We start from the raw sequence: 21,529 nt of genomic DNA on the forward strand, positions 1-21,529 counted from the left end.
CTAAAGTATGACACACGCAATGAGAATGCAACATTTTTTATAAAACCGTTATGAATGCATCAAAGCAAAACATGAATAAGTTACATATAGTTTTTCTAATGATTTAATTATATTTTTTTATACAAATAGCAGAGTTTTATTTTCAGAAACCCTTTGCCGCCCGCTCAGCCCGTCGCTCAATAAAGGCCTGTTCTAGATCCATATCATCAAGCATACGCCGAACAACTTCATCATCAAGGTCATCCGCACTACGCGCATCAAGCAATGCGCCACGCTGCTCAATCAAGACAAACCTGATAATTTCCAGAATATTCGACAAACGATTACGGCGTCTCTCATTCATCGTCACTGAGAGTTCTGTATTTTCCTGGGTCTCTTTCTGGGCCCTGCGAAGCATTCGCCCAGCAACATCAGCACTTTCTTTGGTTTTGTTATTTTGCTGCAGCTCATGTAGCGCCTGAATTCTCGCTTTATTTGCTACGCTATGAGCATACAGTAATTGCTCCTGAAAATACTTTTTATCCTTTGCATCATTGACACCAAGCTTACTGATCAGCCACGGCAAACTCAGACCCTGTAAAAGCAAAGTCCCGATCGCAACAACAAAAGCAATGGGAAGAACAGCACCCCACCCTGTCACAGGTACTCCGGTCGATGCCACAACAGGCACGCCTGCAGCGGCAGCAAGTGTCACAACACCACGCATTCCAGACCATGACAGCACAAGATTTTCCCGCCAGTTCAAAGGCTCTGGCAGTGCATATAATTTGTTGTCTCTGCGCCATTTCTCATGTTTTGTCTTATAGATAAGCCTTGCAACGCGATCTGAGAGAAAAATCCAGAGCAGACGCACAACGATAACTGTTACCAGCAAAGCCGCAGATGCCTTCATCAGCAACAAGAGGTTAAAACCTTCATTCTTTGCGTTTTCAATGATGGAAGAGAACTGCAACCCAATATAGGCAAAAACAAAGGCCTCAAGCAGGGCATCAAAAACACGCCAGACATCGCGCTCCTGCAAGCGTCCGGCCAAGCTCATCTCAGGCGCTTTATGCCCACACACAAAACCTGCAAAAACCACAGAGAGCACACCAGAGGCATGTACCTCTTCGGCCAGAGCATAAGCCGCAAAGGGAAGAATAATTGTCAGTGTCGTAATCATTGTCGGATTAGACAAACGGCACCGTATGAAATGCACGACATGTCCAAGAATGATGCCAATAACGATACCGGCAACGGTTGAGTACAGGAAGTAGAGAAATGGGTTCTCAATAAAATGCCCACCCCCGGTAACCATTGTGGCAGCAGCTGCAAATAATGTTAGTGCCGCCGCATCATTGATCAAGCTTTCTCCTTTCAGGATTGTCATGACCCGCCGTGGAAGGTGAAGCTGGCTGCCAATCGCAACAGCACTGACAGCATCTGGCGGCGCCACAACCGCTCCTAAAAGGAGGGCAAGCGCGAATGACATTTCCGGAATGATAGCCATAACCGCTATACTGCCTGCGAAGGCCGTAACCAGAACCAGAGCAACGCCGAGATTGGTAATGGAGCTCAAACGGCGCATAAAACTGTAAAATGAAAAATTTAATGCTGCGGAATACAACAGAGGCGGCAGAACAAATCCAAGAAGGACATTTGCGGGCACTTCAACATGAGGAAGCCCGGGGACAAATGAGACTACAATTCCAACGGCAGCAAGCAGTAGAGGCGCCTGAATCTGCCGTCTCTCTGCAAAAATGGTCAATGCAATAGCGGCAATCATGACCATCAGGATTTGCGATATCATCTGTTACCCTTTTAACTTAATATCGAAGAATACTCACACCGCAAAACTGTATGTTACTGCATGCCAGCGCACATGACGTAGTGACTTCTCACGCCTTCATCAGAGTACGCACCAGTGCTTGTGCCCCTGACATGGCATCTTGCCATGTGACTTCAAAACCACTTTCAGTTCCGTAATATGGGTCTGCAACGGCCTCGCCCTTGCGCCCGGGCACGTAATCCAGCAGCATTCGTACAATTGCAGAGCTGTCAGCAGGTTTCTGCTTAAGCAGTGTCTCGAGATTGCTACGATCCAGAGCAATAATATGTGAGAATTTATAAAAATCATTCTGTGTGATTTGACGAGCCCGATAACAACCAATATCGACACCATGTCTTAAAGCGGTTCTTTGTGCCCGCTCATCCGGTGCCTCACCCTTGTGCCAGTTACCTGTGCCAGCAGAGTCAATATCAATGTCCAGATGATATTGCTCGGCGACAGAACGCATCGCAGCCTCAGCCAGAGGAGAACGGCAGATATTGCCGAGGCAGACAAAAAGAACCGACTGTTTTTCAGGCATCAGAACCAACATGGTAAAAAGGCGAGCCTAATATAGTTGCCTTATATCGTCAGAACAATCTTACCAATATGCTGACTGCTTTCCATCAGGCGATGCGCTTCTTCAGCCTGTGCGAGAGGAAATGTTTTAAAAACACGAGGTTTAATCTTTCCGCTCTCAATAGCGGGCCAGATATGTGTTTTCAGTTCCTGCGCAATCCGCCCCTTCTCCTCAGGCTCACGTGCACGCAAGGTTGAACCGGTCAATATCTGACGCTTCAGGATCAGAGGCATAAGATCCAGCTCTTTCATGACAGAACCGCGAAGAAACGCGATCGAAACATGACGTCCTTTGTAGGCAAGGGCCTTAAGATTTCTGGGCAGATAATCGCCACCAACCATATCAAGAATAACATCAACCCCTGTATAATCTGTCAGTTTGCGAACGGCCTGAACAAAATCCTCAGTGTGGTAATTGATAGCGTGATCTGCACCCAGATGCTCACAAGCCTGACATTTCTCATCAGAACCAGCTGTGACAAGGACACGAGCTCCCATATGTTTTGCCATCTGAATTGCTGTTGTGCCAATACCACTGGAGCCTCCGTGAATAAGAATACTCTCACCACGCTTCAGCGCACCGCTTTCAAAGACATTCGTCCAGACAGTGAAAAAGGTTTCAGGCAGAGCTGCAGCTTCCACCATGGAAAGCCCTTTTGGAATTGGTAGAACCTGAACAGCCGGAACAGTGCAGTATTCAGCATAGCCACCACCTGCCAGAAGTGCACAAACTTCATCACCTACATGCAGATGATGTACGTCTTCACCCGTTTGCTGAATAATACCAGCAACTTCCAACCCGGGCAGATCAGAGCTACCTTTTGGCGGCGCATAATGCCCCTGCCTTTGAAATACATCAGGCCGATTGACACCCGCTGCCTTCACCCTGACCAGAACTTCATTCTTCTCTGGAACAGGCGACTTGCGTGAAACCAGCTGCAAGACTTCAGGACCACCAAATTCTCTGATCTGGATACATTGCATATCCTGCACAATACGGGCTGTCATGCTGACACTCCATTCTCTCAAAACAGAGGAACCTAATTGGTAATTTATATAGCATCACCGCTGCATCAAGTGCGCCAGCAAGCATGTACAGTTACGAATGAGAAAGATTATTTATCCCGCACGAGGTCTGGCAAACTGGCAAATTCCTTGACAACCTGCTCATAAACTTCACGCTTGAACGGAATAATCAGCTCTGGAAGGCGCTCAATACTTTCCCAGCGCCATTCATCAAATTCCGGACGGTGCTTGCCTTCAGCAGGTGACTTAATATTGATTTCGCTTTCATCGCCATTAAAGCGAAATGCAAACCAGCGCTGTGTCTGCCCCTTGAAGCGCCAGTTCGGACGACGCCAGTTGCCAACCATTTCTTTGGGAAGGTCATAGCTATACCATTCCTCAGATTCAGCAACCAGCTTCACACTTCTCACGTTGGTCTCTTCATAGAGCTCACGTAAAGCCGCATGATAAGGCTCTTCCCCCGGATCAATACCTCCCTGAGGCATTTGCCATGCATAAGGAGAGCCTGAGAGTACACTGGCATCACTTTTCCTCCGACCAACAAATACCAGCCCTTTTGCATTCAGCAGCATGATACCAACACATGGACGATAGGAAAGTAGTTTCATGCTGATTTGCCTTTGCATGCAGGAATGAAGCACTAGGAGATGTTCTCACTGTGATATTATAATATTGGTTGAAAGCTGCAAGGCAACCTTATCTCATCTTAACCCATATCTAAAATATCACATAATATTACCAAATATATTTTATAATATATTCTAATTATTTAATAAAAATTCACATTCTGCCATATATCGCCAACGACATTAAATGTAATTATAAATTGACATGATTTATACAATCATTTAATGTAATATAACTAAGTTAAATGATATCTTTATCATAAAGTTAAAAATCCTGTCGGGGGTCTCATGTCCAAAAAGTGTTACGGCAACGCCGTACGCACGAGCCGTGCGTATTCTTACAAATCATGCCTGATTGCAGGAACCGCTCTGGCATCTCTCTTTCTGATAAATAATACAGCTCCTAACGCAGCAACACTGGATTGTAATTCCACACTTTATTATTGCAATCCAAGCTCTTATGACATCGTCAATGTCATAACAACTGAGTCAGGAACAACAGCTCCACTACAGGGTTTTGGCGTCTATATGAAAGATGCTCAGTATAACCTGAAGGAAATCAACATCTCGACAACAGGTAGTGCTGCTGACGGTGTTAGAATCAATAGTGAAGCAAACTATTTTTATGCTGATCGCCTGACGATAAAGACAACAGGTTCGAGTGCGGATGGTATCAATGCTGCCTCCGACTTCAACCGGGACTACGATTCACTCGTATACATTGGTCAGTTCGCGAATATCGAAACAACGAATGGTATTGCCGTTCGCGCAAACAACTATCAAAATGCTGGTTCAAATACCGTTATCATTTTACCGGATGCTTCTGTCATTAAAGTAATCGGTACAGCCACGGCAACCAACGCCAATGATGGAACGGGTTATGCTGTCTATGCAGGTAACAGAAATAAAGATACAAATGGTCTTACTGGTTGGGATCTTATATTTGGTAATAATAATACTCTCGGCAGTTCCTACGTCTTCATCGGCAACAATGCGACAATTGAAACAAGCACGATAACAGGTCATGCCGTTTATGCAAATAAAGGCGGCTTTATTCAGCTTGGTGATGGGGCCGACATCAAAACAACTGGTACGAATGCCTATGCATTATATGCAGCAACTGAACAGCAGGGCACATATACCGATAACGTTCGTCCCGGTTATATCTATCTTGCCGGTGGTGCAACGTTAAGAGCAACAAATACAGCCATTGTAATGCAGGCTAATGGAGCAGACTCGGTTATTGCAAACCGCAGCATCAATACTCCGGTAATTCCCGATAACTTCCAGCGGTATGAAAGATTACCAGCCATAGATAAATCTTCTTTTACCGAAACATCTGGCAAGTTTGATGTTACAGGCATTATGGATGCCATTAATGGTGGCGTCATTGCTCTCAACATGTCCGATGGCAGCATCTTTGTTGGATCAACGGACATCCACATTGCTGCAGCAACACCCTCCAATATCGACCTTAAAATCGATGGCAGCACAAGTAAGTGGCAGATTAATGCAGATTCATCACTGACATCTCTGAATCTGTCTTCCGGTGCAACCCTTGAGCCATATCGTGCCGCAGGTGAATCGACTTCCTTCACTCTGACAGGAACAGTCACCAATGGTGGAGCCATAGACCTGTCAAAAGAACTAGCTGCAGGTGATGTATTCACGATCAATGGCAACTACATCGGAAATAACGGCCGTGTTGTTCTCAATACACTTCTGAATGAAGGTGGAAGTCTGGCAAACCAGTCAACTGACCGCCTGCTGATCAATGGTAATGTCACCGGAACAACAAATGTCTCCATTAATCTGGTGACAGGAAGTATTGGTAGGGCTACAGCCAGTGGTCTGGTCAACCTTCCATCTGAAGGTATTTCTATCATTCAGGTTTCAGGTTCAGCTTCTGAGAACTCCTTCAGCCTGCTTGGTGGTTATATTACAGCTGGCGGAACACCTTATCAGTATACTCTGCAGGCTTATGGCCCAGGCGCCAGCAATGGTGCAGCTAATGAGAGCCAGAGACTTGTCACGGGCACAAACCCATATTGGGATTACCGCCTCCAGAGCGCTTATATCTCAACTCCTGTAACGCCTGATCCGGAGCCTGAAATCCCTGGAATTATTGATCCAGAGCCACCTGCTCCAACACCGGATCCAGGACCAACTCCACAGGTTCGTGCGGTTGCTCCTCAGGTTGCGAACTATATTCTTGCCCCAACAGCCCTCTTCCATGCCGGCTTGATGGATATCTCCAACCTGCATCGCCGTTTGGGTGAAGTTCGTGATGATCGGGCACTTGGGCGCAACAGTGGCACCGGTGAGTTCTTCATCCGTGCATACGGTGGAACCTACAGATATAACTCAAACCGCAATACCTACAGCTATGGCTATAATGCTGACATTAACTATGCAGCAGTCCAGATGGGTGGCAACCTCTTTGCCTTTGAAGGCGAAGAAAGCGTCACACGCTTTGGTATCGCTGGCAGCATCGGTAAGCTGACATTCGGACCAAACAGGGTTTCCGGTACAACGGATACCGATCTCGATAAATGGACTGTCTCAGCTTATGCAACCTATCTGCATAACAGTGGCTGGTATATCGACGGCATTCTTTCCTACGGTGGCTTTGATGGTCATGTCTCGACATCCTATCGTGGCAGAACAGCAGGCCTCAGCGGCAAGACCTTTGCCGCCTCGATTGAAACCGGTTACCCGATCAAGCTGACAGAGAGCATCATTCTTGAGCCTCAGGCACAGCTGGTCTATCAGCGCCTGATGTTTGACAGGAAACTTGACGTCGACAACTTCGTTGTTACGCTCGGGAACCTTGACCAGCTGACTGCCCGTATTGGTGCCCGTTTGTCAAAGACCTACACCGAGAAAGACCGGATCGTCACTGTTTATGGCAAACTCAACCTGATCCATAATTTCCGCAATCACAGCAACAAGATTTATCTTGGTGATGATTTCCGGATCGGTCAGCTGGGTACGGTCATTGAAGCGGGTGTGGGTATAAACACCAACCTCTCCAAAAACCTCTCTGCCTATGGTGACATTGCTTACCAGCAGCGCATTGGCAAAACGGGTGTTTCCGGTTTCAGCCTTACAGGCGGGTTGCGTTACACATTCTAAAAAGAAAACCGGAGAATATTATCCGGTTTGAATAAACGAGATATAATAAACCCGCCTTTCGGCGGGTTTATTTTTACTTATTTCTTTTCTTCATCCTTCTTACCGTCTTCAGGCTTGGCATCCTGCTTCTGGTCGGATTTTTCATCTGTTGCCTTAGCACCATCTGACTTCTTGTCATCAGTTTCGGCGACAACCGGCATCTTCAGATTTTCAACGCCTTTCCATTCACCACGAAGAACTTCCAAAGCAGCGTAAAGCTGTTTATCCTTCTTGGTATCTGGCGGGATATAGGCTGAGGAACCACCGCCCTCTTCCTTGTCCTTATCGGTTGTATTGCTCAGGTGACCGCGCAATCCGGCCTCACCCTTGGTTTCATCCTTACCCTTCAGCTCATCCGGGATATCCTGACGGACTTCAATATCAGGAGCGATGCCCTGAGCCTGAATAGAACGGCCTGACGGCGTGAAGTAACGCGCTGTTGTCAGACGGATACCGCCGTTGGAACCGAGCGGGAAGATTGTCTGGACAGAGCCCTTACCGAAGGAGCGGGTACCCAGAACCTTGGCACGCTTGTGATCCTGAAGAGCACCGGCAACAATCTCAGAAGCGGAAGCTGAACCACCGTTAATCAGAACAACAATTGGCTTACCGTTTGTCAGATCGCCCTTCTTGGCACTGTAACGTTCAACCCGGTTTGGATCGCGTGGACGTGTTGAAACAATTTCACCGCGATCAAGGAAAGCATCTGAAACTGAGATAGCCTGATCAAGCAGACCACCCGGATCATTACGCAGATCAATAATGAAGCCTTTCAGCTTGTCATTACCAATTTCCTTCGTCAGGCTCTCAATGGCAATTTTGAGATTTGAGAAGGTTTGCTCTGTAAACTGAGTAATACGGATATAGCCAACATCACCCTCTGTACGGAAGCGAACGGGCTTGATCTTGATGGTTTCACGGGTGAGCGTGACATCAAATGGATCTTTACCCTTACGAATGATCTTCAGCTTGACCTTCGTATTTGGCGCACCACGCATCTTATCGACGGCCTGATTAAGGGTCAGACCCTGAATCTGCTCACCATCAATCTGCGAGATAAGATCGTTGGCCAGAAGACCAGCACGTGCTGCCGGCGTATCATCAATTGGCGTCACAACCTTAACGAGGCCGTCTTCCATGGTGACTTCGATACCAAGACCACCGAATTCACCCTTGGTCTGGACCTGCATATCCTGGAAGCTCTTTACATCCATATAGTTGGAATGTGGATCGAGCGATGTCAGCATACCATTGATAGCTGCTTCAATGAGCTTCTGATCATCGGGTTTATCGACATAGTCGGCACGAATTTTTTCAAAAACATCACCGAACAGGCTCAGCTGCCTGTAGGTATCTGCAGGTGCCGCGATAGCAGGTGCTGTTGTTGGCATAACCTGCTGGGAAACCAGTGTTGCTGTACCAGCGCCAATTGCAGCGCCCAAGAGAACTAAAGATATTTTGCGCATTACCCGCGAACCTTCTCGCTTTGCGATTTCGCCCACCATGGCCCAGGGTCAATTGACCCGCCATCTTTCCTAAGCTCTACATAGAGCACAGGGTCCTTTGTCTCGATAGAGCCTGCAACAGCAGAAGGCAATGCCTGCTCTCCCATTATTGCGACCGGCTCACCGGCGAGAACAAATTGTCCTACCTCTACATTTATCTGATCCATGCCAGCGAGCAATACATAATATCCTCCTCCGGCATTAATGATCAACAAACGACCAAAAGACCTGAACGGGCCAGCAAATGCAACCCACCCATCCGATGGTGATACCACCACCGCTTTTGCTCTGGTTGAAAGGGATATGCCGCGCATAGTGCCGCCATATCCATCAGAACCACCAAAGTCCTTTACTTGTTCGCCGGACACGGGCAGAGGAAGTCTGCCTTTTGCCTGCGCGAAAGGTATCTTCGGTGATAATCTTGAAGGATCGGTAAATGCCGTTGCAGCAAATGCAGCTTTTTGCTGCATTGTTTCCGCCTGTCTGGCCGCGGCAGCCGCACGTTGAGCGCCAGCCACTTCTTTTTCCGATCGTTCAATCAGGTCTGCCAGAGACTTTGCCTGCGTTGCAAGCTCAGCCATTTTCTGACGTTCACTGCCGATTGCAGCCTCAACTTCAGACTGGCGGCTCTGACGCGCCTCCATGAGCGCTGCCACACGTTGCTGCTGGTCTGTCAGGCTCGTCAACTGTGTATTGAGCGTATAACGATCTGTCGCAATTGCCTTCTTCAACCGCACAAGTTCTGTGAGATCATTGGCAAGCGCATTCGTCTCGGCGCGTAATTCCGGTAAAACTGCGCCTAATAAAATGGATGTCCGGACAGCAAGCAGCATATCTTCTGGCTGTGCCAATACGGCTGGCGGCGGCTTTCGGCCCATCCGCTGCAGTGCGGCCAGAACCTCTGCGATAACAGCCCGTCTGCTGTTCAGTGAATCCTGAATAGCTGTTTCACTACCTGTGAGTGTTTCCAGACGCTCTTCAAGATCTCTGATCTGCTCTTCCAGAGCGCGGGTTTTCTGAGCTGTCTCGATCAGGGCCGCATTGAGTTTTGTGCGGTCGCTCTTGATTGACGCAATCTCTTGTTCAAGGCGTTTGCCTGCCTGCTGATGGGCATCAAGCTTTTGCTTAACGGCCTCCAACTCACTTTGAGTCTGAGCCGTGTTATTTGCCGGAGCCTGTGCCTTACCAAGATGTGGAAGAGCTGCACCCATTACAAGAGACAGCACAAATAGTCCGATTACCGGACCCTTATGCCTGTGTCGTGTTATGGGTAAAAAGCTCTGCATATAACCAAAAATTCTCAACCATCACGATGGTAAGGATGACCACCAATGATTGTAATAGCGCGATAAAGTTGCTCAGTTACTAACACACGCACTAATTGGTGGGGTAAAGTCAGGGCACCAAACGATAAGATCAGATCAGCTTTCTGACGTAAGGTCTCATCCAGACCATCAGCCCCACCGATGATAAAAGATGCCTGCTCACGACCACTATCACGCCAATTGGTAATTTGATCAGAAAAGGCTTTGCTTGAAAGGGATTTCCCACGCTCGTCAAAAGCGACAAGCACACCATTCCCAAGCTTTGCGGAAATGGCAGCAGCCTCTTCTGCCCGGCGATCTTCCTCGCGACGGGCCTTGCTTTCTGACAGTTCAATCTGATTTATTGCCGTGAACCCAAGGCTACGCCCGGATGCTTCCAGACGTTGCCTGTACCGTTCAACGAGTTCGCGTTCAGGCCCGTTCTTTAAACGGCCAACACTGATGATACTGAGCCGCACGTCTTCTTCTTACTGACGTGAAACAGGTGCTGCAGTCTGCTCATCAGGGCGATCAGCACTCCACATTTTCTCTAGATTATAGAATGCCCGAACTTCCGGGCGGAAAACGTGAACCAGAACATCGCCAGCGTCGATCAGAACCCAATCACAGGAAGGCATACCCTCAACACGGGGGAAGCCATGCCCGTTATTCTTCATCTCTTCCATGATGTGCTCGGCAATTGAGCCAACATGGCGGTTTGAACGACCGGAAGCAATAACCATCATATCTGCAAGACTTGTCTTCCCAACGAGGTCGATAACGACCACGTCTTCAGCCTTCATTTCATCAAGGCCTTCCATGACAATATCTTGAACAGACTTTTCCTGCGAAGCTTTCGCTGCGGATTTAGTGGAAAGTGAAGCTGTGTGGGGCAGTGGTATCATCCTTCGATAGCGCGGCAACACGCCGACCTTTAAAAATATGCCGCAAATTTGTTAAAATTCAACGACTAACAATAATAGGGAATGACTATTACAGATAAAATAAGGCGATTTTATTGAAAACCTTACTTTTTCTGCTGTCGCATCTGTGTTGATGACAATGCAGTACGTGGTCCGTGAATAAAAACCCACGCTGGCAATGTCGAATCAGCAAGACAGGATGCCTGATTTTCAGGCTTCCGGTAGCGAGCCAGAACATGAGCGGATTTACTTGCTGTTGCTGATAATGTCCAGCCCGGTCGATCAATAACCGCAATTGAAACCATCCGCGCAATATCCTGCCAGCCCCGCCAGTGATGGAAGCCCGCCAGATTATCCGCCCCCATCAGCCAGACAAAGTGAACAAGCGGAAAGCGTTGCTTGAGAAAAGCTATTGTTTCAACGGTATAGTTCGTCCCAATCGCCTCTTCAAAAGCCGTAACAACAATACGCGGGTTTGAAACCATGGCTTTAGCCTGTGCTACACGGGCCGCAGTATCAGGCAGATTGCTGTGGTCTTTTAGTGGGTTGCCCGGAGATACCAGCCACCAGATCTGGTCAAGTCGTAATCTCTGTAAAGCTAACAGACTAACCTTGCGATGGCCTTCATGGGCTGGATTAAAGCTTCCCCCATAAAGGCCAATACGCATACCCGCTGCAACAGGTGGCAAGCGATGGTGCGGGGCTAAATCCTGCCACCGCATGGCAAGGTTTCTAAGGCCCCGCATGTCTTTACGGACGTGTCTGCCCGTTGCCACGGACACGATATTTGAAGGATGTCAGCTGTTCGACGCCAACCGGCCCTCTGGCATGCATACGGCCAGTGGCAATACCAATCTCGGCACCAAAACCAAATTCACCGCCATCCGCAAACTGAGTGGATGCATTGTGCAGCACAATTGCGGAGTCGACCTCCGCAAAGAACTGGTTGGCAACCGTCACATCATCAGTGATAATGGCATCCGTATGATGCGAGCCATAGCCTTCAATATGAGCAATAGCGGCCTCTAAGCCATCGACAACTTTCACTGAAACGATGGCATCAAGATATTCCGTACGCCAGTCTTCCTCTGTCGCTGCAATAATCCGTGCATCAACAGCCTGCGTTTCTGCATCACCCCGGACTTCACATCCATTATCAAGCAACAGCTTTACCAGAGCTGGCAGATGGGTCGAGACAACCTTGCGGTCAACAAGCAGGGTCTCTACTGCACCACAAATACCGGTCCGGCGCAGCTTGGCATTGAGAACAATGCCCTTCGCCATCTCAAGGTCAGCCTGCTCATGGACGAAGATATGACACAGCCCTTCAAGATGCGCGAAAACCGGCACACGTGCTTCTTTCTGAACACGTTCGACGAGGCTCTTTCCACCACGGGGAATAATCACATCAATATTACCATCAAGCCCAGACAGCATATCACCGACAGCTGCCCGGTCTTTGGTTGGCACAAGCTGGATAACCTCTTTCGGCAAACCAACTTCTTCAAGGCCCTTACCCATTGCAGCAGCAATCGCGGCTGAAGTTCCAAAACTGTCAGAGCCGGCTCTGAGAATAGCGGCATTCCCGGCCTTCAGGCAGAGCGCTCCGGCATCAGCTGTCACATTCGGGCGGCTTTCAAAAATCACCCCGATGACACCGAGTGGCGTCATAACGCGGTCAATAACAAGCCCGTTTGGACGATCGAATGTAGCCGTGATACGGCCAATTGGATCAGGCAGAGCCGCGATATCTTCAACAGCTACGGCTACAGCCTCAAGACGCTTTTCATCCAAAGCAAGTCGGTCAATAAACGAAGACGCAAGGCCCTTCTGCTTTGCAGCTTCCAGATCCTCAGCATTGACTGCAAGAATATGAGCCGCATCTGCACGAATGTGCATGGCAATGGCTTTAAGGGCTTTCTGTTTGAGTGACGGGTTGGCAAGGGCAATCTTACGGGCTGCAACACGGGCTTTACGCCCGATTTCAAGCATCTCTTCGCGACTGCTACTGCCAATTGTCATAACACTTACTCCACTAACAAAACCATGTCGTCACGGTGAATCATCTCTGATCGCCCGGCGTGACCAAGTATCTCTTCAATTTCACCACTGGCATGCCCGATAATCTTGCGGGCTTCTTCGATATCATAAGCCACAAGTCCGCGACCAATGACACCCGATTTGTCCCGGATGACCACTGTATCACCACGGCTGAAATCACCCTCTGCAAGTTTAACACCAACTGGCAGAAGGCTTGCACCTGCTTTCAGGGCCTTTACGGCACCATCATCAATATGAAGCGTACCATGTGGTTCAATCGAACCGGCAATCCATGTTTTACGGGCAGCGACCGGGTTTGATGGTGTGAGGAACCACGTGCAGCGCCCACCATCTTCAATGGCCTTCAGCGGGTTCTTGGAACGGCCATCTGCAATAATCATATGGGTGCCGCTGGCCGTTGCAATCTTGCCTGCCTCAACCTTGGTACGCATCCCCCCACGCGAAAGCTCAGAGGCAGCACCTCCCGCCATGGCATCAATTTCAGCTGTTATTTTCTCAACAACAGGGAGGTGCCTTGCGGATGGATTTTGCGCAGGCGGCGCTGTGTAAAGCCCGTCAATATCAGAGAACAGTATCAGCAGATCAGCGCCAATCATCGTTGCAACACGTGCCGCCAAACGGTCGTTATCACCATAACGGATTTCGCTGGTTGCGACTGTATCATTCTCATTCACAACCGGTACCGCACGCATCTCAAGCAGCTTGAGTGATGTGGCACGGGCATTGAGATAGCGTCGACGCTCTTCCGTATCTGATAATGTCACCAGAATCTGGCCAGCCGTAATCCGGTGATGCGCCAGAACTTCTGTCCAGACACGTGCGAGTTCAATCTGGCCAACCGCAGCTGCTGCCTGACTTTCCTCTAGTTTCAACGGGCCAGATGGCAGTTTGAGCAATGTCCGGCCCATGGCAACTGCACCCGATGAAACCACGAGCACATCAATGCCGCGGTTATGCAACTCTGCAATGTCTTCAGCCAATGCTGCGAGCCAGGCATGTTTCAGACGTCCCTGCTTACTATCAACGAGAAGAGACGAACCAACCTTCAGAACAATTCTGCGGAAGTCGCGCAAGTTTGGTTTCTTATCATTATCGGCAATGCCCGATATCGCTTCTCCACTCATGGATGCCATTCCTTGACTTCCTCAGTGTTCGCTTCTTTTTCAGCTTCAACAGAGGCATCAATCACCTTAAGTACGGCACGTAAGACTTCCTTAACACCGGAATGCGTAGCTGATGAGAGAACCATCGGCTCCTTACCAGATGCACGCTTCAGCCTTGCTTTCTGCTGTTTCAGTGTTTCTTCATCAAGCGTATCTGTCTTGGAAAGGGCGACAATCTCTTCCTTTTCATCCAGACCATGACCGTAAGCCGCCAGCTCATTGCGGATTGTTTTGTAGTCCTTGCCAGCATGCTCACCAGAGCCGTCAACCAGATGTAAGAGCACACGGCAGCGTTCAACGTGACCAAGGAAGCGATCACCAAGACCGGCACCCTCATGGGCACCTTCAATCAGGCCGGGAATATCAGCCAGCACAAACTCACGGCTATCCGAGCGCACAACACCAAGGTTCGGGTGCAGTGTCGTGAATGGATAATCGGCAATCTTCGGCTTTGCTGCCGTTACTGTTGCAAGGAAGGTTGATTTACCAGCATTGGGCAAACCCACAAGACCGGCATCAGCAATCAGTTTCAGACGCAGCCATATCCACTGCTCCTGACCTTCCAGACCGGGGTTTGCACGGCGTGGTGCACGGTTGGTTGAGCTGGTGAAATAGGCATTACCAAAACCACCATTACCACCACGGGCAAGCAGAACGCGCTGCCCGACTTCTGTGATATCAGCCAGAAGGGTTTCGTTATCTTCAGCAAAAATCTGCGTACCGGCTGGTACCTTCAGAACAGCATCATCACCTTTGGCACCGGTTCGGTTCTTGCCCATACCGTGCTGGCCCTTCTGAGCCTTGAAGTGCTGCTGATAGCGGTAATCAATAAGTGTATTCAGGCCGTTGACGCATTCAACCCAGACATCACCACCACGGCCACCATCACCACCATCCGGCCCACCGAACTCAATGAACTTCTCTCGCCGGAAAGAGACACAGCCCGCTCCGCCATCACCTGATCGAATATAAATTTTTGCCTGGTCGAGAAACTTCATGATTCAACTTCTTGCCGGAGGAAAAACCCTACCCGCGTTATATACCGCATTCAAAGGTTTGTTGCGATATTCATTACGGGAGGAGAAGGATTTCGGCAATCACTATTGCAGAAGCTTTTCTGACCAACATGCATTTTATGCATTCTTTCCCGTATTTTAGATGCGCATGCAGCAGAAATTGCCACATGCGCTCACTTATCAAGCAGCTGCTGTTATTAAAGCTGCCTTCATAGCTTCAGGATGCATCCAGGGCAGATCCTTACCCCAAATCCGGCGATCCATGCTGAAATAGTTGGCCTCAACGAAATCGCCGTGCTGACTATATTCAACATCACCACCTGTATTGGGTAACCGGTTCTTCTTCTCCAACAGACCATCACCGTACGGAATGAACCCGACCTTGCCAAGAACACGCTTTGAAGGTTCGTTTTCAACCCGGGCGGAAGAGATCAGCTCCTGCTCTGTCGTATAGATGAAGAAGGCATCAACCATCGCCTGAACAGCTTCACTGGTATAGCCATGGCCCCAATGCTGGGCGGCAAGCCAGAAGCCGAGCTGTGGAACGCTACCCTCAGAACCGGCTTCAATCGTAACCACCCCGAAGACCACATTGGGCTTATTCTTCGGTGTGATAACCATTGTCATGCCTGTTCCATTGGCGTTGCTCTGCCGGGCATGGAAAATAAACTCTTCAGCCTCTCTGAGTGTCAGAGGATGTGAGATCATCGCCATATCCGCAATCCGTTTGTCGCCTGCGAAGCGCACAATAGCTTGGGCATCAGCAAGGCGTGGCCAACGGAGCCACAACCGCTTTGTTTCAAGCATGAAGACGTCATCGCGAGTGATATCGGGGTACATGATTTAGCTCCGATCTTATAACTGGCCTTCCTCAAGGCCCTGAAACGACGAAGGGGAGGTAGTTACCCTACCTCCCCTGGTTTCTTTGATCGTAGCCGGATCAGAGATTTCGATCCTTTTTTGACTACTACCACCGGTTTGGTTGGGTACCGGCGGTAGCTCTTCGTCTGTAGCTATCGCCGATTATTCTGCGGCCTCACTGGCCGGAAGCACGGACACAAATGTACGGCCTTGTCGTTTGCTAAAGTGCACGCGACCTGTACATGTTGCGAAAATTGTGTGGTCTTTACCCATGCCGACGTTATTGCCGGGATGCCACTTGGTACCGCGCTGACGCACAATAATGTTGCCCGGAATGACAGCTTCACTACCGAACTTCTTTACGCCAAGACGACGGCCTTCTGAGTCACGTCCGTTACGGGATGAACCGCCAGCTTTCTTCTGAGCCATGGTTTTAGTCCTCTAAAATCTTTACATCCTGTCGGATAAACCGACTTACTTCTCGGCCTTGGCCGCGGCGGGTTTCTTTGCTGCTGCCTTCTTGGCAGGAGCTGCATCAGCTGCCGGAGCGGCTTCTGCCTTAGCTGCAGCCTTCTTGGCTGGCTTGGCATCGCCCAGAGCTGTAATGCGAACAAGCGTGTAATCCTGACGATGACCGCGCTTGCGCTTGGAATTCTGACGACGGCGCTTCTTGAAAGCAATAACCTTCGGAGAGCGCTTATGTTCCACAACTTCACCTGAAACAGTGAGGCCAGCAATAGCAGGCGCACCAATCTGGACGCTCGTACCATTGGAGAACATTGTTACTGTGTCGAAAACAACCGCAGAACCTGCTTCGCTGTTGATTTTAGCAACGGCGATAACGTCTTCGGCTGCAACGCGGTACTGTTTACCGCCTGTCTTAATTACTGCGAACATCGTTTTTTCCTTCGTGTTCTAACCCGTTCTCCGACAGTGTCGGGACCAGCTTTTTTGCAGTTTCGAGAAGTGCGAAACCCTATCGGGATATCGCGGTTAACGCATCGGGAATCATCCCGATACAATCACGGAAATAATCCATGAACGGGAGTTGATACCGTTCAAACTTACGAGAGTCAAGAAAACAAAGGTATTTTTGGCAAAAAATAAACCCTATGGATGAGACATATCGCACACCCGGACCGATTCATATTGCATATTAGCGCGTGACAAGCCCACGCACGGCTGCCGAAACAATCTCTTCAATCTGCTCTTTCAATGCCTCGAGTGACAGGCTCGCCAGTTTTTTCTCAAGCCCGAGAACAACCATGCCATGGACAGCTGAAAACAGCGACCGGGCCAACAACTGCCGCTCTTCAGGAGACTTGCCAATCTTCAAAATAGCCAGCGGCTGCTCAATGAAATCAAAAAGCATCTGATGCTTTTCTGCCATCTCTTGCGGGAGCTCACTTCCCACAGACATCCGGTGCTCAAATAGCGCCAGCCACAGCATTTTGCTGCGGGCTGCAAAATTGAGATACACGTGAGACAACCCGACAAGCCAACGTTCTCCATCAACTTTGTCTGCTTTCTGCTGTACCTCAAAAGTACTCAACTGGTCGGCAAGCTGCATCAACGTGCGTTCATTAACAGCGAGTATCAGGGCGTCAATATCCTTAAAAACAGTATAGATCGCGCCAAGCGAACACCCCGCACGACTTGCGATATCCCGCGCTTTAAGCGCCCCTAGTCCATCAGCTGAGACAAGTGCTTCCGCAGCCTGAACAACATTATTCCTAAGGGCTTCCTTCCGAGGGCTTGCCTGCATCTCACAACACTTTCCAAAGCTTTTTCAAAACCCATATTGAACATTGTTCATTTTTATGAGAATGTCCAGACATGAACATTGTTCATTTTTAAAAAATTGCACGATGACATGTTTTATTTACGTAATACGCGATACATAAAGCATGTCACGTTGCGACGTGGTTGGAGGCAAATACATGTTCAGTTCACTCATGACATCACGGCGTTTTGCGCCTTTATTCTGGTGTCAGTTCTTTTCGGCATTCAATGACAACTTCCTGAAAAATGCCCTTGTTATGCTGATCATGTACAAACTGAGCAGCGAGAGTGGCCCAGTGCTGGTTATTTTGGCTGGTGCTATTTTTATTGCCCCATCGTTCTTTCTCTCTGGTCTTGGTGGTCAATGGGCCGACAGATACGATAAAGCCATCGTCGCACGCAGGCTGAAGTTCGTTGAAATTGCCGTTGCCTTCATCGCCGTGATTGGCTTTCTTGTTTATGCTGAGCACATCACATTGTTTGGGATGGCTCTTCCTCCCCTGCCATTCCTCTTTACGGCCTTATTCGGTTTCGGCACCATTTCAGCACTCTTTGGCCCGATTAAATACGGCATCCTGCCAGATCATCTGAAACAGTCTGAACTCCCGGCAGGCAACGCACTAGTGGAAGGCGCAACCTTTCTTGCAATTCTTGGAGGCACCATTTTAGGAGGCATGGCCATTACAATTGATGGTGGTGCAGCCGATAACAGCGCCTCAACCTTTGCAACATTCATCGCACTGTTCATTATGGGGTTTGCCGTTCTGTGCTGGATTTCCAGCATGTTCATCCCGAAAACAGGTGAAGCTGCTCCGTATCTCAAAGTTGACCGTAATGTCTTACGTTCTACCTCTGATCTTCTCAAAGACCTTCATCGCAACAAGCGCCTCTGGAATGGTGGCCTGATTGTTTCATGGTTCTGGCTAATCGGGGCTGTCCTGCTCTCATTGCTGCCTGTCATTGCGAAAGATTACTTCAATGGCCAGGAAGAAGTCACAACAGCCCTTCTTACCATTTTTGCCATCAGCATCGCCATTGGTTCCGGTATAGCTTCTTGGCTGGCAAGCGGGCGCATTATCATGTTGCCAACCGCTGTAGCCGGTCTTTTGATGGGTGTATTCTGCTTTGATCTGGCTATGGTGCTCTATTTCCACCAGCCATCTTTGACACCTCTGTCATGGAAACAGTTTCTGTTCAGCGTTGACGGCATGCATGCCGCTATCGACATGGCCGGCCTTGCTATTGCTGGCGGTATTTACATTGTACCGGCTTTTGCCGCCGTTCAGGCATGGGCTGATGCCGACAAGCGTGCACGTGTGATTGCTGCCACCAATATTCAGTCAGCTGCTGCCATGGTGATCGGTGCCATTGTTGTTGCTGTTCTTGAACAGCTGCTTGGCGGAACCGCATCAACAGCAGAGGTAACACGCAGCAGCATATCCCTACCCGTCATCCTCACTCTGTTGGGTATCGCCTCGCTTTTTGTTGGCGTTGTTATTTTCAGAAATTCACCAACCAACCCATTGGCGGATTTTCTCTCAATCCTGTTTCGCGCCATTTATCGCGTTGAAGTCCATGGCCGGGAAAATCTCGATAAGGTTGGTGAGCGTGCCATTATTGCTCTCAACCACGTCAGCTTTCTGGATGCTGCCCTTGCCCTGTCGCTGTTTAATAAAGCGCCACTGTTTGCGATTGATTACAACATCGCCAAACGCTGGTGGGTGAAGCCTTTTCTGAAACTCGTCAATGCCTATCCGCTGGACCCGGCAAAGCCCATGGCAACCCGGGCTCTGATCAACGAAGTCTCAAGCGGCAAAACCCTTGTCATTTTCCCGGAAGGCCGTCTGACTGTTACCGGCAGTCTGATGAAGGTTTATGATGGTGTTGGCCTGATTGCCGATAAATCAGAGGCCGAAGTTGTCCCGGTCAAGATTGATGGCCTGGAAAAGACCTTTTTCTCTCGCCTGACACGTCAGCAGGTCCGCCGTCGCTGGTGGCCAAAGGTTACCGTTACAATTCTGGAGCCTGTCCGTCTTTCCGTTCCGGAAGAGATAAAGGGACGGGAGCGCCGGAAACAGGCAGGTATCCATCTCTATCAGATCATGTCTGATCTGTTATTCAAAACAGCCCACATTGATCAGACGATCTATGAGGCCGTTGTCAAAGCCGCTGACGAGCATGGAAAGGGGCGCATTGCGGTTGAAGACCCTCTTTCCGGCAGCATGAGTTATCGCAAACTGCTGATCGCTGCATCACTCATCGGCAAAAAGATTATGCCGAAGACAAAAACAGGTGAAGCTGTTGCGGTGTTACTCCCCGGAGCCAGCGGCACGGCTGCAACCATTCTTGGGCTGATGTCGGCTGGTCGCGTCCCGGCTATGCTCAACTTCACTGCAGGCCCGGCAAATCTTGAATCTGCCTGCAAGACAGCGGATGTCAAAATCGTACTGACAGCCCGTAGTTTCATTGAAAAAGCACGCCTTGAAAAGGTAATCAGCCTTCTGGAGCAGAACTTCACAATTCTGTATCTGGAAGATGTCGCTAAACAGATCACAACAGCTGACAAACTGCAGATGCTGTTTCATTATCATAAGCCGCTCGTTACACGCTCTGCTAACGATCCGGCTGCCATTCTATTCACCTCAGGCAGCGAAGGCGCTCCAAAAGGTGTTGTACTTTCACACCGCAACATTCTGGCCAATGCCGCACAGGCGGCAGCCCGGATTGACTTTGGCCGTCAGGATAAAGTCTTCAATGTCCTGCCACTGTTCCATTCCTTCGGGCTGACGGCAGCCCTCATTCTGCCACTGGTTTATGGTGTGCCGGTATACCTCTACCCGTCACCCCTGCATTACCGCATTATTCCAGAGATGGTTTACGGCACCAATGCCACGGTTGTTTTTGGTACCGACACCTTCCTCGCCGGTTATGCCAAGAAAGCCCACCCTTATGACTTTCGCTCCATTCGCTACATCGTGGCGGGGGCCGAACCTGTCCGGGAATCAACACGTCAGGTTTACATGGAAAAATTTGGCCTGCGCATTCTGGAAGGTTATGGCGTTACTGAAACCGCACCGGTGCTGGCACTCAATACGCCGATGTTCAATCACTATGGCACCGTTGGCCGTATTCTTCCCGGTATGAATTACCGGCTTGAACCTGTCGCTGGCATTGAAGAAGGCGGCCGTCTGTTCGTGAAAGGCCCGAACGTCATGCTCGGCTACCTGAGGCCTGAGCAACCCGGTGTCATCGATCCGCCACCGGAAGGCTGGCACGACACGGGCGACATCTGCACCATTGACGAAGACGGCTTTGTCACCATCAAGGGCCGCGCCAAGCGCTTTGCCAAAATCGGTGGTGAGATGGTCTCTCTTGCTGCAGTTGAAGCTCTTGCAGCCCAACTCTGGACAGGCGCACAATCCGCAGCCGCAAACCTGCCCGATACCAAAAAAGGCGAACGTATTGTCATTATGACAACGGAGAAAGACGCAACCCGTGAGGCACTCCAGAAATTCGCCAAGCAGCAGGGCGCACCAGAGCTGATGATCCCGGCAGATGTTAAAACCGTCGATGCCATCCCGCTACTGGGCTCTGGCAAACCAGACTTCAAAGCCATCGGCGATCTGGCAGCAAAGCTCTTCGCATAACACAATAACACAAGGCGGCGTTTATCGTCGCCTTGTGTTACCGCATCCCCTTATC

18 protein-coding genes are annotated in these 21,529 nt (G+C 49.5%); 2 read left to right on the forward strand and 16 right to left on the reverse strand.

What is annotated here, in order from left to right; all coding sequences use genetic code 11:
- Positions 1 to 142: 142 nt before the first annotated feature.
- The 4 genes from WJT86_RS00025 to WJT86_RS00040 form a co-directional block, all read right to left on the reverse strand.
- Positions 143 to 1,789, reverse strand: a complete 1,647-nt coding sequence (locus WJT86_RS00025; protein ID WP_346335443.1) for a cation:proton antiporter — start codon at positions 1,787 to 1,789, stop codon at positions 143 to 145.
- Positions 1,790 to 1,877: 88 nt separating this feature from the next.
- A complete protein-coding gene (locus tag WJT86_RS00030) occupies positions 1,878 to 2,348 on the reverse strand; it encodes a low molecular weight protein-tyrosine-phosphatase (RefSeq protein WP_346335444.1) in 471 nt (156 codons plus the stop codon).
- A 41-nt stretch (positions 2,349 to 2,389) separates the two neighbouring features.
- Entirely contained in the window at positions 2,390 to 3,394 is a 1,005-nt protein-coding gene (locus tag WJT86_RS00035) for an NAD(P)H-quinone oxidoreductase (protein ID WP_346335445.1), read from the reverse strand.
- A gap of 107 nt (positions 3,395 to 3,501) precedes the next feature.
- Entirely contained in the window at positions 3,502 to 4,020 is a 519-nt protein-coding gene (locus WJT86_RS00040) for an RNA pyrophosphohydrolase (protein ID WP_346335446.1), read from the reverse strand.
- Positions 4,021 to 4,326: 306 nt separating this feature from the next.
- Between WJT86_RS00040 and WJT86_RS00045 the strand changes: the two genes are divergently transcribed.
- Positions 4,327 to 7,173: an autotransporter family protein gene (locus tag WJT86_RS00045; protein WP_346335447.1), complete on the forward strand. Its 2,847-nt coding sequence runs from the start codon at positions 4,327 to 4,329 to the stop codon at positions 7,171 to 7,173.
- A gap of 77 nt (positions 7,174 to 7,250) precedes the next feature.
- Here WJT86_RS00045 and WJT86_RS00050 read toward each other — a convergent pair whose 3' ends face one another.
- The 12 genes from WJT86_RS00050 to WJT86_RS00105 all read right to left on the reverse strand — a co-directional run bounded on the left by WJT86_RS00050 (position 7,251) and on the right by WJT86_RS00105 (position 17,810).
- The gene (locus tag WJT86_RS00050; RefSeq protein WP_346335448.1) at positions 7,251 to 8,678 is read right to left on the reverse strand and encodes a S41 family peptidase; all 1,428 of its coding nucleotides are present in this window, start codon (positions 8,676 to 8,678) and stop codon (positions 7,251 to 7,253) included.
- Complete coding sequence (locus tag WJT86_RS00055) at positions 8,678 to 9,943, reverse strand: murein hydrolase activator EnvC family protein (protein WP_346335449.1); 1,266 nt, start codon at positions 9,941 to 9,943, stop codon at positions 8,678 to 8,680. Before WJT86_RS00055 ends, WJT86_RS00050 begins: the two co-directional genes overlap by 1 nt.
- A 74-nt stretch (positions 9,944 to 10,017) precedes the next feature.
- A complete protein-coding gene (gene rlmH, locus WJT86_RS00060; protein ID WP_346335450.1) occupies positions 10,018 to 10,500 on the reverse strand; it encodes a 23S rRNA (pseudouridine(1915)-N(3))-methyltransferase RlmH in 483 nt (160 codons plus the stop codon).
- Between the two features lie 9 nt (positions 10,501 to 10,509).
- Positions 10,510 to 10,926, reverse strand: coding sequence for a ribosome silencing factor (gene rsfS, locus WJT86_RS00065; protein ID WP_407066900.1), 417 nt, complete (start codon positions 10,924 to 10,926; stop codon positions 10,510 to 10,512).
- A gap of 122 nt (positions 10,927 to 11,048) precedes the next feature.
- The gene (locus WJT86_RS00070) at positions 11,049 to 11,666 is read right to left on the reverse strand and encodes a nicotinate-nucleotide adenylyltransferase (protein WP_346335452.1); all 618 of its coding nucleotides are present in this window, start codon (positions 11,664 to 11,666) and stop codon (positions 11,049 to 11,051) included.
- 28 nt (positions 11,667 to 11,694) lie between these two features.
- Complete coding sequence (locus WJT86_RS00075) at positions 11,695 to 12,966, reverse strand: glutamate-5-semialdehyde dehydrogenase (RefSeq protein ID WP_346335453.1); 1,272 nt, start codon at positions 12,964 to 12,966, stop codon at positions 11,695 to 11,697.
- Positions 12,967 to 12,971: 5 nt separating this feature from the next.
- Positions 12,972 to 14,138: a glutamate 5-kinase gene (proB, locus tag WJT86_RS00080; protein WP_407066883.1), complete on the reverse strand. Its 1,167-nt coding sequence runs from the start codon at positions 14,136 to 14,138 to the stop codon at positions 12,972 to 12,974.
- Entirely contained in the window at positions 14,126 to 15,166 is a 1,041-nt protein-coding gene (gene obgE, locus WJT86_RS00085) for a GTPase ObgE (protein ID WP_346335455.1), read from the reverse strand. Before obgE ends, proB begins: the two co-directional genes overlap by 13 nt.
- A gap of 198 nt (positions 15,167 to 15,364) precedes the next feature.
- A complete protein-coding gene (locus tag WJT86_RS00090) occupies positions 15,365 to 16,024 on the reverse strand; it encodes a GNAT family N-acetyltransferase (RefSeq protein WP_346335456.1) in 660 nt (219 codons plus the stop codon).
- 183 nt (positions 16,025 to 16,207) lie between these two features.
- Positions 16,208 to 16,474, reverse strand: coding sequence for a 50S ribosomal protein L27 (gene rpmA / locus WJT86_RS00095; protein WP_346335457.1), 267 nt, complete (start codon positions 16,472 to 16,474; stop codon positions 16,208 to 16,210).
- Positions 16,475 to 16,519: 45 nt separating this feature from the next.
- A complete protein-coding gene (gene rplU / locus WJT86_RS00100) occupies positions 16,520 to 16,942 on the reverse strand; it encodes a 50S ribosomal protein L21 (RefSeq protein ID WP_346335458.1) in 423 nt (140 codons plus the stop codon).
- 259 nt (positions 16,943 to 17,201) lie between these two features.
- The gene (locus WJT86_RS00105) at positions 17,202 to 17,810 is read right to left on the reverse strand and encodes a TetR/AcrR family transcriptional regulator (RefSeq protein ID WP_346335459.1); all 609 of its coding nucleotides are present in this window, start codon (positions 17,808 to 17,810) and stop codon (positions 17,202 to 17,204) included.
- 175 nt (positions 17,811 to 17,985) lie between these two features.
- Here WJT86_RS00105 and WJT86_RS00110 point away from each other — a divergent pair, with 175 nt between their 5' ends.
- On the forward strand, positions 17,986 to 21,474 hold the full coding sequence (locus WJT86_RS00110; RefSeq protein WP_346335460.1) for an acyl-[ACP]--phospholipid O-acyltransferase: 3,489 nt from the start codon (positions 17,986 to 17,988) through the stop codon (positions 21,472 to 21,474).
- The last annotated feature ends 55 nt before the right edge of the window (positions 21,475 to 21,529 follow it).

Source organism: Hohaiivirga grylli, from assembly GCF_039655745.1.
GTDB lineage: Bacteria > Pseudomonadota > Alphaproteobacteria > Rhizobiales > Beijerinckiaceae > Hohaiivirga > Hohaiivirga grylli.

Bases quoted from the DNA above. Each gene is read 5' to 3' on its own strand.
- WJT86_RS00025 (WP_346335443.1), bottom strand. From the start codon at position 1,789: ATGATATCGCAAATCCTGATGGTCATGATTGCCGCTATTGCATTGACC.
- WJT86_RS00030 (WP_346335444.1), bottom strand. From the start codon at position 2,348: ATGCCTGAAAAACAGTCGGTTCTTTTTGTCTGCCTCGGCAATATCTGC.
- WJT86_RS00035 (WP_346335445.1), bottom strand. From the start codon at position 3,394: ATGACAGCCCGTATTGTGCAGGATATGCAATGTATCCAGATCAGAGAA.
- WJT86_RS00040 (WP_346335446.1), bottom strand. From the start codon at position 4,020: ATGAAACTACTTTCCTATCGTCCATGTGTTGGTATCATGCTGCTGAAT.
- WJT86_RS00045 (WP_346335447.1), top strand. From the start codon at position 4,327: ATGTCCAAAAAGTGTTACGGCAACGCCGTACGCACGAGCCGTGCGTAT.
- WJT86_RS00050 (WP_346335448.1), bottom strand. From the start codon at position 8,678: ATGCGCAAAATATCTTTAGTTCTCTTGGGCGCTGCAATTGGCGCTGGT.
- rsfS (WP_407066900.1), bottom strand. From the start codon at position 10,926: ATGATACCACTGCCCCACACAGCTTCACTTTCCACTAAATCCGCAGCG.
- WJT86_RS00070 (WP_346335452.1), bottom strand. From the start codon at position 11,666: ATGCGGTGGCAGGATTTAGCCCCGCACCATCGCTTGCCACCTGTTGCA.
- WJT86_RS00075 (WP_346335453.1), bottom strand. From the start codon at position 12,966: ATGACAATTGGCAGTAGCAGTCGCGAAGAGATGCTTGAAATCGGGCGT.
- proB (WP_407066883.1), bottom strand. From the start codon at position 14,138: ATGGCATCCATGAGTGGAGAAGCGATATCGGGCATTGCCGATAATGAT.
- obgE (WP_346335455.1), bottom strand. From the start codon at position 15,166: ATGAAGTTTCTCGACCAGGCAAAAATTTATATTCGATCAGGTGATGGC.
- WJT86_RS00090 (WP_346335456.1), bottom strand. From the start codon at position 16,024: ATGTACCCCGATATCACTCGCGATGACGTCTTCATGCTTGAAACAAAG.
- rpmA (WP_346335457.1), bottom strand. From the start codon at position 16,474: ATGGCTCAGAAGAAAGCTGGCGGTTCATCCCGTAACGGACGTGACTCA.
- rplU (WP_346335458.1), bottom strand. From the start codon at position 16,942: ATGTTCGCAGTAATTAAGACAGGCGGTAAACAGTACCGCGTTGCAGCC.
- WJT86_RS00105 (WP_346335459.1), bottom strand. From the start codon at position 17,810: ATGCAGGCAAGCCCTCGGAAGGAAGCCCTTAGGAATAATGTTGTTCAG.
- WJT86_RS00110 (WP_346335460.1), top strand. From the start codon at position 17,986: ATGTTCAGTTCACTCATGACATCACGGCGTTTTGCGCCTTTATTCTGG.